Below are 13714 nucleotides of genomic sequence, written 5' to 3'. Positions count from 1 at the left end.
CAGCCTTCCTCGGCCGCGGCTCGATCGTGACGCCCGGCGACGGTACCGGTACCGGGTGACAGGCGATCAGGCGACCAGTCGGCGGACCACGCCGTCGGCGAGGAGCCGCCCCCTCCTGGTCAGCACCGCCCGTCCCGACCGCAGCGCCTCCGGGTCGAGCAGCCCCTCCGAGGCCGCGGCCTCGGCCTCGGCGCGCGCCGACCCGGCCAGCACCTCCACGGGGAGCCCGTTGACGACCCGCAGCTCCAGCAGCACCCGCTCCACCAGCTGGTCCGCCTCCGCCAGGACCTCCCGCCCGGCGGCGGGGGTGCGTCCCTGGGTGAGGAGACCCGCGTAGCGGGCCGGGTGCTTGACGTTCCACCACCGCACCCCGCCGACGTGGCTGTGGGCGCCCGGGCCGACTCCCCACCAGTCGCCCCCCGTCCAGTAGCCGAGGTTGTGCCGGCACCGCGCCCCCGGTCCGGCTGAGGTCAGTGCCCAGTTGGACACCTCGTACCAGCCGAACCCGGCTCGGCCCAGGGTGTCGTCGAGGAGTTCGTAGCGGGCGGCGAGCACGTCGTCGTCCGGGGCGGGCAGGTCCCCGCGCCGCACCCTCCTGGCCAGGGCCGTCCCGTCCTCGACGATGAGCGCGTAGGCCGAGACGTGGTCAACACCGGCCTCGACGACCGTGTCCAGCGACGCCAGCAGGTCCTGGTCGGTCTCGCCGGGCGTTCCGTAGATGAGGTCGAGGTTGACGTGCTCGAACCCCGCCGCCCGGGCTTCCCTCGCCGAGGCGGCGGCCCGCCCCGGCGAATGCTGGCGGTCCAGGACGGCGAGCACGTGCCGGGCGGCGGACTGCATGCCCAGCGAAACCCGGGTGTACCCGCCGGCGCGGAGGGTCTCGAAGAACCGGGGAGAGGTGGACTCCGGGTTCGCCTCGGTGGTCACCTCCGCGTCCGGGGCGAGCCCGAGGGTGTCGCGGATCCAGCCCAGCACCTCGACCAGGCGGTCCGCGCCCAACAGGGAGGGGGTGCCCCCTCCGACGAAGACCGTGTCGACGGGCCGTCCGTCGCCGAGGACGGTGGCCGCGAGTTCCAGTTCCCGGCGCGCCGCCTCCGCCCAGGAGTCGGGGGAGGCAGCCCCGCCCAGCTCGCCGGGGGTGTAGGTGTTGAAGTCGCAGTAGCCGCACCGGGTGGCGCAGAACGGGACGTGGACGTAGACACCGAAGGGCCGCCGTCCGAAGGTGGACAGCGCTTCCGGGGGCAGGGAACCGTCCGAGGGGACCGGCTCACCGTCGGGCAGGGTCGAGGGCACCTCCGCAGTGTTCCACCGCGCCGTCGACGACCAGACGGGCGGTGGAGGACCGCTCCCCGCGGTCGTGGGCGGGCTCTCCACGTGACCGGGTCCACGCCGCCCCGCCCGGTGGTGGCCCCGAGGCGCCGACCGGATCCCACCCCCACGACCACGGGAGGACCGTCCCCGCCGCCGTTTCCCACCATGCGGTCGGGGGTGGACCGGGGTTCACGCCCGTGGCAGGCTCGAAGCCATGACCGCACTGCGTATGCGACTGGTAGCTCGACGTCACGTCGACTACAAGCGCGTCGCCAGCGCACTGTGCCGTCCCGGCCGCTAGACCCGCGCCGCTCTCCTCTTTCACCAGCAGGCGCCGGGTGCGTCGGCTGGTCCTCCCTCCGCCCGTCTCCCGGGCGTCGGCCACCGCACCCCGCGCGCACCGTCCGAACGTCGGAGGTCACGCATGGTTTCCCCACCCGAGGCGACGAGCACGCCCCCACGTCGTCGTGGTGAAGGGCAGTGGGCCCTGGGGTACCGGGAGCCGCTCAACCCCAACGAGCGGTCCAAGAAGGACGACAACCCGCTGAACGTGCGCTCTCGCATCGAGTCCCGGTACGCCGCCGGCGGGTTCGCCAGCATCGACCCGGCGGACCTGCGCGGCAGGTTCCGCTGGTGGGGCCTGTACACCCAGCGCCGCCCCGGGATCGACGGCGGGCGCACGGCCGTGCTGGCCCCGGAGGAACTCGACGACGAGTACTTCATGCTCCGGGTCAGGATCGACGGCGGAGCGCTGACGACGGAACAGCTCCGCGTCATCGGGGAGGTGTCCCAGACCTACGCGCGGGACACCGCCGACATCACCGACCGGCAGAACGTCCAGCTCCACTGGGTGCGCATCGAGGACGTACCGGCCATCTGGCGGGAGCTGGAGGCCGTGGGGCTGTCCACCACCGAGGCGTGCGGGGACTGCCCCCGGGTGGTGCTGGGCTCCCCGGTGGCCGGGATCGCCGAGGACGAGATCGTCGACGGCACTCCCGCCATCGAGGAGATCACCCGCCGCTACATCGGTGACCCCGAGCTGTCCAACCTGCCCCGCAAGTTCAAGTCGGCGGTGTCCGGGTCCCCCCGCCAGGACGTGGTGCACGAGACCAACTGCGTGTCCTTCGTCGGCGTCGACCACCCCGAACACGGCCCGGGGTTCGACGTGTGGGTCGGCGGTGGGCTGTCCACCAACCCCCGGCTGGCGGTGCGACTGGGGGCGTGGGTCCCCCTCGACGACGTCCCGGACGTGTGGCACGGCGTCGTGCGGATCTTCCGCGACTACGGCTACCGGCGGCTGCGGCACCGGGCGCGCCTGAAGTTCCTCGTCGCCGACTGGGGTGCCGAACGGTTCCGGCAGGTGCTGGAGGAGGAGTACCTGGGCCGGCGGCTCACCGACGGTCCCGCTCCCCCGCCGGCCGTTCGGGACCGCGACCACGTCGGGGTGCACCGGCAACGCGACGGCCGCTACTACGTGGGCGCGACCACCGTCGCGGGGCGGGTCTCCGGGTCGACCCTGGTGGCGCTGGCCAAGGCGGCCGAGCGCGCCGGGTCCGGCCGGGTCCGCACCACCGTGCACCAGAACCTCCTGGTGCTCGACGTGCCCGAGGCGCAGCTGGCCGCGCTGCGGTCCGATCTGGACTCCCTCGGGCTGCGTTCGGACGACCGGCCGTGGCGGCGGGGCGTCATGGCGTGCACCGGCATCGAGTTCTGCAAGCTCGCGATCGTCGAGACCAAGGGCCGGGCCGCGGAGTTGGTGTCCGAGTTGGAACGTCGCCTCGCCGACGTGGGATCGGACCTCGGTGACCCGGTCACCGTGAACATCAACGGCTGCCCGAACGCGTGCGCCCGCACCCAGGTCGCCGACATCGGCCTCAAGGGGCAGATCGTCCGGGCCGAGGACGGCCGGCAGGTCGAGGGGTTCCAGGTGCACCTGGGCGGTGGGCTGGGCCTGGACGCCGGGTTCGGCCGGAAGCTGCGGGGGCTGAAGGTGACCGCCGAGGAGCTGCCGGACTACGTGGAACGCGTGGTCCGTCGGTACGTGGAGCAGCGTGAACCGGGGGAACGGTTCGCGCGGTGGGCGCAGCGGGCCGAGGCCGGGGCGCTCACGTGACCGACCGAGCCGTCCCCCACTACTGCCCGTACTGCGCGGACGAGGACCTGTACCCGGAAGCCGACCACGCCGGGGCCTGGCGCTGCGCCGCGTGCCGGCGCGTCTTCGCGGTGCGCATGCTCGGCCTCGCCTTACCGGAGGTGTCCCCATGAGCGCCACCCGCCCGAGGGCCAACGGAGCCGGCCCCGCCCCCGACAACACGGACGCGCGGCGGGCGGAGTCGCGGGCGCTGGCCGAGCACGGCGCCCGCGAGCTGGCCGGAGCGGACGCCGCCACCGTCCTGGCGTGGACCGCGCGGACCTTCGGCGACGACTGGATCGTCGCCTCCAACATGCAGGACGCGGTGTTGGTCCACCTCGCGTCCCGGGCTCGGCCCGGTGTCGCGGTCCTCTTCCTCGACACCGGTTACCACTTCGCCGAGACCATCGGCACCCGTGACGCGGTGGCCACCACCTATCCGGTGCGGGTGGTCGACGTGGTCCCCGAGCGCACGGTGTCCGAGCAGGACGCGATCGAGGGACCGGACCTGTTCGCCCGCGACCCCGACCGGTGCTGCGCGCTGCGGAAGGTCGCACCGTTGCGCCGCACGCTCTCCGGCTACCGCGCCTGGGTGACCGGGGTGCGGAGGGTGGAGGCACCGACGCGGGCGGACACGCCGTTGGTGACCTTCGACGAACGCCACGGCCTGGTGAAGGTGAACCCCCTCGCCTTCTGGAGCGACGAGGACATGGCCGACTACGCCGCCGAACACCAGGTGCTGGTCAACCCGCTCGTGGCGGCCGGCTACCCCTCCATCGGCTGTCGACCGTGCACCAGTCGTCCCGCGCCCGGTTCCGACCCGCGAAGCGGGCGGTGGGCCGGCCTGCGGAAGACGGAGTGCGGGCTGCACGGCTGACACGGCCCCGACCCGTGACCGGCGGACGACCAGTCCTGCGCCCGCCCCGCATCCCCCTCCACACCACCGCCACCGATCCGCCGTGAGAGAGGCGCCGATGGGCAACGTCACGCCGCACACCCCACCCCAGCACTCCCCGTCCCCGCCGATGGTCGCCGTCGCCCCGCCAGTCGGTTCCGAGGCCGACCCGCTGTCCACGCTGGACGCGCTCGAATCGGAGTCGATCCACGTCCTCCGGGAGGCCGCGGGTGAGTTCGACCGGCCGGTGATCCTGTTCTCCGGTGGGAAGGACTCCACGCTGCTCGTCTGGTTGGCGATCAAGGCGTTCTGGCCGGCGCCGGTGCCCTTCCCGCTGCTGCACGTCGACACCGGGCACAACTTCCCCGAGGTCCTGGAGTTCCGGGACCGCCTGGTCGCCGAGCACGGCCTGCGACTGGTCGTCGCCGAGGTCGAGCACTGGCTGGCCGACGGCCGACTGGTCGAACGCCCCGACGGCACCCGCAACCCGCTCCAGACGGTGCCGTTGCTGGACAGCATCGCCGAGCACCGGTTCGACGCGGTCTTCGGCGGGGGCCGCCGGGACGAGGAGCGGGCCAGGGCCAAGGAGCGGGTCTTCAGCCCGCGCGACTCCTTCGGCCAGTGGGAGCCCCGCCGGCAGCGCCCGGAGTTGTGGAACCTGTACAACGGCCGCCACCAGCCCGGGGAGCACGTCCGGGTGTTCCCGCTGTCGAACTGGACCGAACTCGACGTCTGGGCCTACATCGCGCGGGAGGGCGTGCCGCTGCCCTCCCTGTACTTCGCCCACGAGCGGGAGGTGTTCGCCCGCGACGGGATGTTGCTGACCAGTGGGCCGTGGGGCGGGCCTCGGGACGGTGAGGCCGTCCGCCGCGCCACGGTCCGCTACCGCACCGTCGGTGACGGTTCCTGCACGGGGGCGGTGGAGTCCACCGCCTCGACGGTGGACGAGGTGATCGACGAGGTCGCGGCCAGCCGGTTGACCGAGCGCGGGGCGACCCGCGCCGACGACCGGCTCTCCGAGGCCGCCATGGAGGACCGCAAGAGGGAGGGCTACTTCTGATGGTCGGTGCGCGACACGGCGAGAACACCCGCGGCCTGCTCCGCCTGGCCACCGCCGGCAGCGTGGACGACGGCAAGTCCACGCTGGTGGGTCGGCTGCTGCACGACACGAAGTCGGTCCTCGCCGACCAGCTGGACGCCGTCACCCGCGCCAGCGCGGACCGGGGCCTGGCGACGCCGGACCTGTCCCTGCTGGTCGACGGCCTCCGCGCGGAACGGGAGCAGGGCATCACCATCGACGTCGCCTACCGCTACTTCGCCACGCCCCGCCGCACCTTCGTCCTGGCCGACACGCCCGGCCATGTGCAGTACACCCGCAACACGGTGACCGGGATGTCGACCGCGCAGCTGGCCGTGCTCCTCGTCGACGCGCGGCGCGGGCTGCTGGAGCAGACACGTCGGCACGCCGCCGTGGCCGCCCTGCTCGGGGTCCCCCACCTCGTCCTCGCGGTCAACAAGATCGACCTCGTCGGCTACGACCAGGGGACCTACGAGTCGATCGCCAAGGACTTCGCCACCCACGCCTCGGCGCTGGGCTACCCGGCCGGGCGCGTGCGGTCGGTGCCGGTGTCGGCGTTGGTCGGCGACAACGTGGCACGCCCGTCGACGGCGACTCCCTGGTACGCGGGACCGACCTTGCTGGAGCTGTTGGAGACCACCCCGGTGGCGACCGACCACCGCGACGCGCCCTTCCGGTTCCCCGTGCAGTACGTGATCCGCCCGCGCACCCCGGAGCACCCCGACTACCGGGGCTACGCCGGGCAGGTGGCCGCCGGGACGGTCCGGCCCGGTGACCGCGTCACCGTCTCACCCGCCGGCCTGACCAGCACGGTGGCGCGCATCGACACGGCGGACGGCCCGCTCCCGCACGCGGTGCCGGGCCAGTCGGTGACCCTCGTGCTGGGCGACGACCTCGACATCGGGCGGGGCGACCTGATCGCGGGCGCGACGTCGGCCCCCACTCCCAGGGAGGAACTCGACGCCGTGCTGTGCTGGTTGGCCGACCGCCCGCTGCGCCCCGGGACCCGGCTCCTGGTCAAGCACGGCACCCGCACCGTGCCGGCGATCGTCACCGAACTCGCCGCCCGCTTCGACGAACAGCGGTTGGGGTCGTCACCGGCCCCGGACCTGCTGGAGCTGAACGACATCGGGCGGGTGCGGATCAGGTGCGCCCAGGCGCTGCCCGTCGACGACTACGCCGACTCCCACCGGACCGGCGCGTTCCTGCTGATCGACCCCGCCGACGGCACGACCGCCGCCGCCGGTCTCGTCGGCCGTCCCCTGCCGGTGATCCCCGACGGCGACGGTCCCGCCGGGTCGTCCCCGGGCCCACTCGGCCACGACGCGTGACCGCGACACCGAGAGGAACGGGAACGAGCATGACCACCACCCCCGTGCGGAGAGGGTCCGCCCGCGCCGTCGCGGTCGGCGCCGCGCTGCTCCTGGCCGCGACCGCGTGCAGCCGCGCCGACCGGGTGGACGAGGCGGACGGCCCGGCGGACCTGGGGGCCGCCGCCGAGCTGCGCCTCGGCTACTTCCCCAACGTGACCCACGCGGCGGCGGTGGCCGGGGTGAGCGAGGGCTTCTTCGCGGAGGAACTCGGCGACACCGAGCTGGTCCCCCAGACCTTCAACGCCGGCCCGGACGCGGTCGGCGCGTTGCTCGGCGACTCGCTCGACGCCACCTTCATCGGTTCCAACCCCGCCCTCACCGCGTTCCAGGAGTCCGGTGGAGCCCACACCCGGCTGGTCGCCGGAGCCACCTCCGGCGGGGCGCAGCTGGTGGTGCGGGCGGACATCGACGGCCCGGAGGACCTGCTCGGCGAGTCGGTGGCCACCCCCCAGCTGGCCAACACCCAGGACGTGGCCGCGAAGAAGTGGTTGGTGGACCTCGACCTGCCCAGCGGGGACGGCCCGGACCAGGTGACCGTGCAGAACATCAGGAACCCGGACACGCTGAACCTGTTCCGGGAGGGAGCGGTGGCCGGGGGCTGGCTCCCCGAGCCGTGGGCCTCACGCCTGGTCGTGGAGGCGGACGCCGAGGTCCTCGTCGACGAACGGGACCTGTGGGACGGGGGTGCCTTCCCCACCACCGTGCTCATCGTCCGCACCCAGTACCTGCGGGAGCACCCGGAGACCGTCGAGGCCCTGGTGCGGGGGCTGCTGCGGAGCACCGACTGGGTGGAGGAGGACCTCGGGCGCGCCAAGGCCGTGGTCAACGCCGAACTGGACCGCCTGGCCGGGGCCCCGCTGGACCAGGCCGTGCTCGACCGGGCCTTCGAGAACATCGACCTGGACCTCGACCCGCTGGCCGCGACGTTCCCCCGCCTGGCCGAGGACGCGGTCACCGCCGGGCTCAGCCCGGCCGTCCCGGACCTCCACGGCCTGGTCGACGTCGGACCGCTGAACAACGTGCTCGCCGAGGCCGGCCGGCCCCTGGTGGACGACGCCGGGCTGGGTGAGGGATGACCACCCGCGCCGGCACCCGGCGGGGACCGGGTCCAGGCACCGGTACCCGCTCGCGACCCGTGACAGACGACGCCTCCCCGGTGCGCACCGGGGGCCGCGCAGGAGGGCAGACACCATGACCGCCGTCACCGACACCACGACCTCCCCCCAGCGCGCCGACAGCCCGGAACGGGAGGTCGCGGTCCGCCTGCGCGGCGTCGGCCGGTCGTTCGGAGCGGGGCCGCGCTCCGTCGTCGCGCTCGACGGCGTCGACCTGGCGGTGCGGGCGGGCGAGTTCGTCTGCCTCCTCGGTGCCTCGGGCTGCGGGAAGAGCACGCTGCTGAACCTCGTGGCCGGACTGGACGAGCCCACGGCGGGGTCGGTGGACGTGTCCACGGGACGCCCGGCCGTCATGTTCCAGGAGCCGGGCCTGATGCCGTGGTTGAGCGCCAGGCGCAACGTCGAGCTGCCGCTCCGGGTGGCCGGTCTCGGTCGCGCCGCACGGCGCGCCGTCGCCGAGGAACTGCTCGACCTGGTCCGCCTCGGCGGCCAGGGGTCCCGGCGTCCGCACCAGCTCTCGGGTGGCATGCGGCAACGGGTGGCGTTGGCCAGGGCACTGGCCTGCACCAGGACCGGCGCGACCGGTCTTCCGCTGCTGCTGATGGACGAGCCGTTCGGGGCGTTGGACGCCATCACCCGGGACATCCTCCAGGCCGAGCTGCTGCGGGTGTGGCGGGCGACGGGGGCGGCGGTGGTCTTCGTGACCCACGACGTGCGGGAGGCGGTGCGCCTGGCCGAAAGGGTGGTCCTGCTGTCCTCCCGACCGGGGCGGGTGGTGCGCGAGTGGACGCTCCGCTCCTCCGGCGGTGACGGCGGTGCCGCGCTCGGCCCGACCGGGGTGGCCGAGGCCGAGGTCACCGAGGAGATCACGACGGCCCTCCGGGAGGTGATCTCCAGTCATGGCAGGCACTGAGACCGGCTCCCGCGCCGAGGCCGACGGCCTGGCCGACGTGGCAGCCGGCCTCGACGCGCTGGACACCCCGGTGGAGCGCGGGACGCCCTGGTGGCGGCGGCTGCTCACCAGGGCGGTACCGCCGGTCGTGGCCGTCCTCGCCGTGTTGGCGGTGTGGCAGGCCCTGTGGGCCGCGGCGATCTGGCCGGAGTTCAAGCTCCCCGCTCCGGCCGCGGTCGGTGAGCACGTGGGTGACCTGGTGGGCGACGGGGAGATCTGGGGGGTGCTGTGGGTCTCGGTCCACCGCGCGGTCCTCGGGTTCCTCACCGCGGTGATCATCGCCACGCCGCTGGGGCTGCTGGTGGCGAGGGTTCCCCTCCTGCGCAACGCCGTCGGCCCCCTCATCACGGGGCTTCAGAGCCTCCCGTCGGTGGCCTGGGTCCCCGCCGCGATCCTGTGGTTCGGGCTGACCCCGGCGACCATCTACGCCGTGGTGCTGTTGGGGTCGGTGCCCTCGATCATGAACGGGCTCATGTCCGGGCTGGACCAGGTCCCTCCCCTGTTGACCAGGGTGGGGAAGGCGGTGGGCGCCGGGCCCCTCACGAGCGCCCGCCTGGTGTCGCTGCCCGCCGCGCTGCCCGGTTACCTGGCCGGTTGCAAGCAGGGTTGGGCGTTCTCCTGGCGTTCGCTGATGGCGGCCGAACTGATCGCGAACTCGCCCCAGCTCGGGGTGGGCCTGGGGCAGACCCTGGAACAGGCGAGGGCCATGAACAGCATGTCCGGTGTGATCGCAGCCATCTTGCTCATCCTCCTCGTCGGAATCAGCATTGAACTGCTCGTCTTCCGACCTGTGGAGCGGCGGGTGCTGCGCGGCCGCGGCCTGGCCGGGGCGGTGTGAACCGGCGGGCCGGTTCCGACACGAGGACATGCTGAGGTGGTGCCCGATGTTGCTCGCTGTCGCTCACGGCAGTCGTGACCCCCGCTCGGCCGCGACGATCTCCACGTTGATGGACGTCGTCAGGACGTTGCGCCCGGACCTGGAGGTGCGGCTGTCCTTCCTGGAGCTGTCCGCGCCCCGCTTCGGGGAGGTGCTGTCCCGGGTGGACGGGCCGGTCACCGTGGTGCCGCTGCTGCTGTCCCACGCCTACCACGCCGGTGTGGACGTGCCCGGCTCGATCGAAGCCGTCCGCCGGGGCAGGCCGGAGGTCGACGTCCGCGTCGCCGAGGTCCTCGGACCCGATCCCGTGTTGGAGTCGTCGGTGCTGCGCCGGCTGGCCGAAGCCGAGGTGGGTCCGCGCGAGCCGGATACCGGGGTCGTGCTCGCCGCGGCCGGTTCCGCCCACGAACCCGCGAACGCCCTGGTCCGCGACATCGCCAGCCGGTGGGCCGCCTCGGGCGGGTGGGCCGGGGTGGAACCCGCCTTCGCGGCGGCGGCCGACCCGGCGGTCGACGTGGCGGTGGAACGCCTGCGGGCCGCCGGTGCGCGCCGCATCGCGGTCGCCCCCTGGTTCCTGGCCCCGGGGCTGCTGCTGACCAGGGTCGTCGACCGGGTCCGCGACCTCGCCCCGGACGCCACGATCGCCGCCCCGATCGGCGCGGACATCGAACTGGCCCAACTGGTGCTGCGCCGCTTCCACGCCGCCGAGTGCGCGCCCCCGCGCCGCCGCTACGCCTGACCGGGGCTGGGAACGGTCCTCGACCGCCCCGGGCAGCGCGGTGGGGTGCTCCTCGGTCGCGCGGGCCTCGTGCCCGACCGCCCTCGGGCACTCGTGCCGGAGGTCACACCCGGGCTACCGTGCGGTATGGCCGACCGACTGATCGACTACTCGCTGCGGAACGGGGTGGCGGTCCTCACCCTCGACTCACCGCACAACCGGAACGCGCTTTCGACCCGGCTCCGGGGCGAGCTCAGGGACCTGCTGCTCACCGTCCGGGAGGACGAGGCGGTACGCGTGGTGCTGCTCAGCCACACCGGCCCGGTGTTCTGCTCGGGAATGGATCTGAAGGAGTCCCGGGGCGGTACCGCCGACCAGCAGGGCGTGCGCGAACTGCCGGAACTGATGGAGCTGGTGGCTTCCTGCCCGAAACCCGTGGTCGTCCGGGCCGCGGGACCGGCCAGGGCCGGCGGCGTCGGCCTCCTCGCCTCCGCCGACATCGTCGTGGCCGCCTCGACCGCCACCTTCGCGTTCACCGAGGTCCGACTGGGGCTGGTGCCGGCGGTCATCTCCGTGCCGCTGCTGCGTCGAATGGCCGCCACCGCCGTGTCGGAACTCCTCCTGACCGGGGAGACCTTCGGCGCCGACCGGGCCGCGGCGCTGGGGCTGGTCAACTCCGCCGTACCGGAGGCCGACCTCGACGAGGAGGTGGCCCGCTACCTGGACATGCTCGGGCGGGGGGCGCCGGGGGCGTTGACGGCGACCAAGGCCCTGTTGCGGGAGACCACCGCCAGGCAGGTCCCGGCCGACTACCCCGCCCTGCTCACCCTGTCCGCCGGGCACTTCGCCGGCCCGGAGGGGCAGGAGGGGATGCGGGCCTTCGCCGAGAAGCGCCCCCCGGCCTGGGTGCCCACCCCCACCCGGTGACCCACCCCGGTGGGGCCGCGCGGCGGCACCAGTCGGTTCCGGCGGCCCCGGTCATGCCCACTGCTGCCAGGCCCAGGCGACGAGGACGAGCAGGATCAGTCCCAGCAGCACGACGGTGACGCGACGGGAAGAACTCACTGGGCGGTCCCCTCGTGGTGCCGGGTGGTGTCGGTGTTCGGCGCGCTGGGCTGGTCCGGTTTCCCGTCGGCGGGTCGAAGGCGGGACCGCCGGTATCGGCGCAGGCGCGCGGAGACACCGTCGACGCCCCGGTCGATCACGAAGGCCGCCAGCCACGCCAACGGCAACAGGACCGCCATGACCAGTACGAACTGGAGCACGAACGGGAGCTGGGCCATCCACAGCTCCACTCCGTCCCACCAGCTGACCAGTGCCGAGAACACGGGAGGAGCCTACGCGCCGCCCTCCTCGGGGTGGCCGGGTACCACCTGGCGCGGCGCGCGGTGGTCGACCGGACGCCCCGGGGGCGTGTCCGACCGGGTTCCACCCTCCCGCCGGGTCCGGCCGACCCGCCGAGGTGGTGGTCGCGCCCGCGCGGGCCACGCTCGGCGCTCACCCGGTGGGCGGAGGTGCGCTCCCCGGGGCCGGCGGAGTTCCGCACGGCGGCCGTGACCGGGTGTTCCTCCGGCGGGGCGGCACACCGGAGCGCACCATGTCCTCGGAGACCAGGTCGCCCGTAGGGTCGGCCTGGCGGGAACCGCCCCCGGGGGCGGAACCAGTGTGGGGCCTGGTCCCGCCAGCAGGGCACGGCAGGGCATGGGAGGGGTTCGAGATGGGACGAGGGAACGACGCCGGCACGATCGGGGGCGGCGGATGACCTCCCCCGCCGGGCGACCCTCCGCCAGGATCGAACCGATCGACCTCTCCTCCCAGGTGGGGGAGGTGATCGACCTGGCCCGGCGGGCGATGGCGGCGGCCGACCAGCCCTTCGCCGAGCACACCGCCAACTACCTGCCGCGTGTCGTCGACCTCCCCGGTCTGCTGGCCCTCGGTGTGCGCGAACGGTCGCGCCTGGTGGGGGTCGCCGTCGGGTGGCCCTGCGGCCAGCACCCCAGCTGGCCCGCGATGGTCGGGCCCGCGCTGGTGGCCACCGGGAACCTCCACTGGTTGGAGGGCTCCTTCGAGCTCGCGGAACTCCAGGTCAGCCCCGAGCACCACGGCCAGGGCCTGGGCACCGCGCTGGTTCACGCGGTGGAGGGGAGCACCACGTCGGACCGGATCGTCCTCCAGGCCAATGTCGCCAACCGGCGGGCGAGGGAGTTCTACCGCCGTCGCGGGTTCCGGGTCCTCAGCGGGCCCTACCAGTGGCTGCGCCGGCCGCGTTTCCTCGTGCTCGGCGCCCGGCTACCGCTGACGTGAGGGCGCGGTGGCGTGGTGAACGCCGGCCGCTCCCGGGCCGCCGCCTCTCGTCACGGCCTCCAGGTCACGCCATGCTCGTCGTGGCCGCGGCGCGGGCGGCGCGCACCTTGTCCGCCCACTCCTGGGGCAGGTCGTCGAGCGCCTGGCAGACGTGGTCCACGAGGTCGGGGCGGCGACGCTGCTTCACGGCGAAGACCTCGGCCACCGTGACACCGTGCGCCGGCCTGCTCAGCACCTCGACCCGGTCACCCGCCGAGACCAGTCCCTCCTCGTCGACGGCGAGGTAGGCCCCGGTCCGGCCCCGCTCGGTGAACCGGCGGACGAAACGCTCGGCCTCCCAGAACCCGGCGAAGACCCGGCAGGGGGTGCGCGGGCCGGTCACCCTGAGCACGGCCGACCCGATCCGCCACCGTTCACCGATGACGGCGTCGCTGCTGTCCATCCCGTCCAGGGTGAGGTTCTCCCCGGCGTTGCCGGGCACCAGCTCCCTGCCGAGCTCCTGGGACCAGTAGCGGAGTTCGGCCAACTCGAACGCGTAGGCCGCGCGGTACCAGCCGCCGTGGCTGGCGGTGTCGACGATGGTGTCGCCGGCCACCCCCGCACCCGTCAGGGACACCGGCCCGGGAACGGCCCGCTTGTCGATTCCCGAACTGCCCATCCGCCCGGTCCAGGCGCCATGACGGACCACGGCGACGTTGACCGAGACCACTTCTCCCATCGCTCGAATCTAGAAGACCCCGCTTATCACCCACAAGAGTGGTGTGGTGGGTGTCCCGGAACCCCACCCCCAGCGCACGGCGGGCCACGCTCCGGCGCCACCCCTCCGGCGCCGAGGCCGTACCGAGGGGTGTCCCGGCTCCGCCGTCCTCGCGTCCGCGACGGGTACGGCGTTCGGGCGGAAGGTCTGGGCCAACCGCCACGCGTCAGCACTCGGTGCGGACACCACCACCCACGGTGACT

13 protein-coding genes and 1 pseudogene are annotated in these 13714 nt (G+C 73.9%); 11 read left to right on the top strand and 3 right to left on the bottom strand.

The features are described from left to right. Positions 1-66: 66 nt before the first annotated feature. The gene (hemW, locus tag G443_RS22590) at positions 67-1293 is read right to left on the bottom strand and encodes a radical SAM family heme chaperone HemW (RefSeq protein ID WP_026419825.1); all 1227 of its coding nucleotides are present in this window, start codon (positions 1291-1293) and stop codon (positions 67-69) included. 442 nt (positions 1294-1735) lie between these two features. Between hemW and G443_RS22585 the strand changes: the two genes are divergently transcribed. The 10 genes and pseudogenes from G443_RS22585 to G443_RS22540 all read left to right on the top strand — a co-directional run bounded on the left by G443_RS22585 (position 1736) and on the right by G443_RS22540 (position 11377). Next, a complete protein-coding gene (locus G443_RS22585; RefSeq protein ID WP_026419824.1) occupies positions 1736-3424 on the top strand; it encodes a nitrite/sulfite reductase in 1689 nt (562 codons plus the stop codon). Next, positions 3421-3576, top strand: coding sequence for a hypothetical protein (locus tag G443_RS22580; RefSeq protein ID WP_026419823.1), 156 nt, complete (start codon positions 3421-3423; stop codon positions 3574-3576). Before G443_RS22585 ends, G443_RS22580 begins: the two co-directional genes overlap by 4 nt. After that, positions 3573-4319: a phosphoadenylyl-sulfate reductase gene (locus tag G443_RS22575; protein WP_051314197.1), complete on the top strand. Its 747-nt coding sequence runs from the start codon at positions 3573-3575 to the stop codon at positions 4317-4319. Before G443_RS22580 ends, G443_RS22575 begins: the two co-directional genes overlap by 4 nt. 148 nt (positions 4320-4467) lie before the next feature. Then, positions 4468-5397, top strand: coding sequence for a sulfate adenylyltransferase subunit CysD (gene cysD / locus G443_RS22570; RefSeq protein ID WP_253860309.1), 930 nt, complete (start codon positions 4468-4470; stop codon positions 5395-5397). Continuing rightward, positions 5397-6746 carry a sulfate adenylyltransferase subunit 1 gene (locus G443_RS22565; RefSeq protein WP_051313848.1) on the top strand — a complete coding sequence of 450 codons (1350 nt, stop codon included), beginning with the start codon at positions 5397-5399 and terminating at the stop codon, positions 6744-6746. Before cysD ends, G443_RS22565 begins: the two co-directional genes overlap by 1 nt. Positions 6747-6775: 29 nt before the next feature. Next, complete coding sequence (locus G443_RS22560) at positions 6776-7864, top strand: ABC transporter substrate-binding protein (RefSeq protein WP_026418460.1); 1089 nt, start codon at positions 6776-6778, stop codon at positions 7862-7864. 283 nt (positions 7865-8147) lie between these two features. Beyond that, positions 8148-8816, top strand: a pseudogene (locus G443_RS22555) (ABC transporter ATP-binding protein); the annotation flags it as partial. Then, complete coding sequence (locus G443_RS22550) at positions 8803-9693, top strand: ABC transporter permease (protein WP_026418462.1); 891 nt, start codon at positions 8803-8805, stop codon at positions 9691-9693. The pseudogene G443_RS22555 and the gene G443_RS22550, both read left to right, overlap by 14 nt. 46 nt (positions 9694-9739) lie before the next feature. Beyond that, positions 9740-10471: a sirohydrochlorin chelatase gene (locus G443_RS22545; protein WP_051313849.1), complete on the top strand. Its 732-nt coding sequence runs from the start codon at positions 9740-9742 to the stop codon at positions 10469-10471. 126 nt (positions 10472-10597) lie between these two features. Continuing rightward, positions 10598-11377 (top strand): enoyl-CoA hydratase-related protein, encoded by a 780-nt coding sequence (locus tag G443_RS22540; protein WP_026418464.1) that lies wholly within the window; start codon positions 10598-10600, stop codon positions 11375-11377. A 134-nt stretch (positions 11378-11511) separates the two neighbouring features. Here G443_RS22540 and G443_RS22535 read toward each other — a convergent pair whose 3' ends face one another. Next, a complete protein-coding gene (locus G443_RS22535; RefSeq protein ID WP_051313850.1) occupies positions 11512-11778 on the bottom strand; it encodes a hypothetical protein in 267 nt (88 codons plus the stop codon). Positions 11779-12208: 430 nt separating this feature from the next. Between G443_RS22535 and G443_RS22530 the strand changes: the two genes are divergently transcribed. Beyond that, the gene (locus tag G443_RS22530; RefSeq protein ID WP_026418465.1) at positions 12209-12754 is read left to right on the top strand and encodes a GNAT family N-acetyltransferase; all 546 of its coding nucleotides are present in this window, start codon (positions 12209-12211) and stop codon (positions 12752-12754) included. A gap of 64 nt (positions 12755-12818) precedes the next feature. Here the strand turns inward: G443_RS22530 and G443_RS22525 are convergent, their stop codons facing one another. After that, positions 12819-13472 (bottom strand): MOSC domain-containing protein, encoded by a 654-nt coding sequence (locus G443_RS22525; protein ID WP_035274310.1) that lies wholly within the window; start codon positions 13470-13472, stop codon positions 12819-12821. Positions 13473-13714 lie beyond the last annotated feature (242 nt).

Source organism: Actinoalloteichus caeruleus DSM 43889 (assembly GCF_000429185.2).
Taxonomy (GTDB): Bacteria; Actinomycetota; Actinomycetes; order Mycobacteriales; family Pseudonocardiaceae; genus Actinoalloteichus_B; species Actinoalloteichus_B caeruleus.
The sequence above is the reverse complement of the archived record's forward strand: the minus strand, read 5'-3'. Positions and strand labels throughout refer to the sequence as shown.

Bases quoted from the DNA above. Each gene is read 5' to 3' on its own strand.
- G443_RS22545 (WP_051313849.1), top strand. From the start codon at position 9,740: ATGTTGCTCGCTGTCGCTCACGGCAGTCGTGACCCCCGCTCGGCCGCG.
- cysD (WP_253860309.1), top strand. From the start codon at position 4,468: ATGGTCGCCGTCGCCCCGCCAGTCGGTTCCGAGGCCGACCCGCTGTCC.
- G443_RS22540 (WP_026418464.1), top strand. From the start codon at position 10,598: ATGGCCGACCGACTGATCGACTACTCGCTGCGGAACGGGGTGGCGGTC.
- G443_RS22575 (WP_051314197.1), top strand. From the start codon at position 3,573: ATGAGCGCCACCCGCCCGAGGGCCAACGGAGCCGGCCCCGCCCCCGAC.
- G443_RS22525 (WP_035274310.1), bottom strand. From the start codon at position 13,472: ATGGGAGAAGTGGTCTCGGTCAACGTCGCCGTGGTCCGTCATGGCGCC.
- G443_RS22560 (WP_026418460.1), top strand. From the start codon at position 6,776: ATGACCACCACCCCCGTGCGGAGAGGGTCCGCCCGCGCCGTCGCGGTC.
- G443_RS22585 (WP_026419824.1), top strand. From the start codon at position 1,736: ATGGTTTCCCCACCCGAGGCGACGAGCACGCCCCCACGTCGTCGTGGT.
- G443_RS22550 (WP_026418462.1), top strand. From the start codon at position 8,803: ATGGCAGGCACTGAGACCGGCTCCCGCGCCGAGGCCGACGGCCTGGCC.
- G443_RS22565 (WP_051313848.1), top strand. From the start codon at position 5,397: ATGGTCGGTGCGCGACACGGCGAGAACACCCGCGGCCTGCTCCGCCTG.
- G443_RS22530 (WP_026418465.1), top strand. From the start codon at position 12,209: ATGACCTCCCCCGCCGGGCGACCCTCCGCCAGGATCGAACCGATCGAC.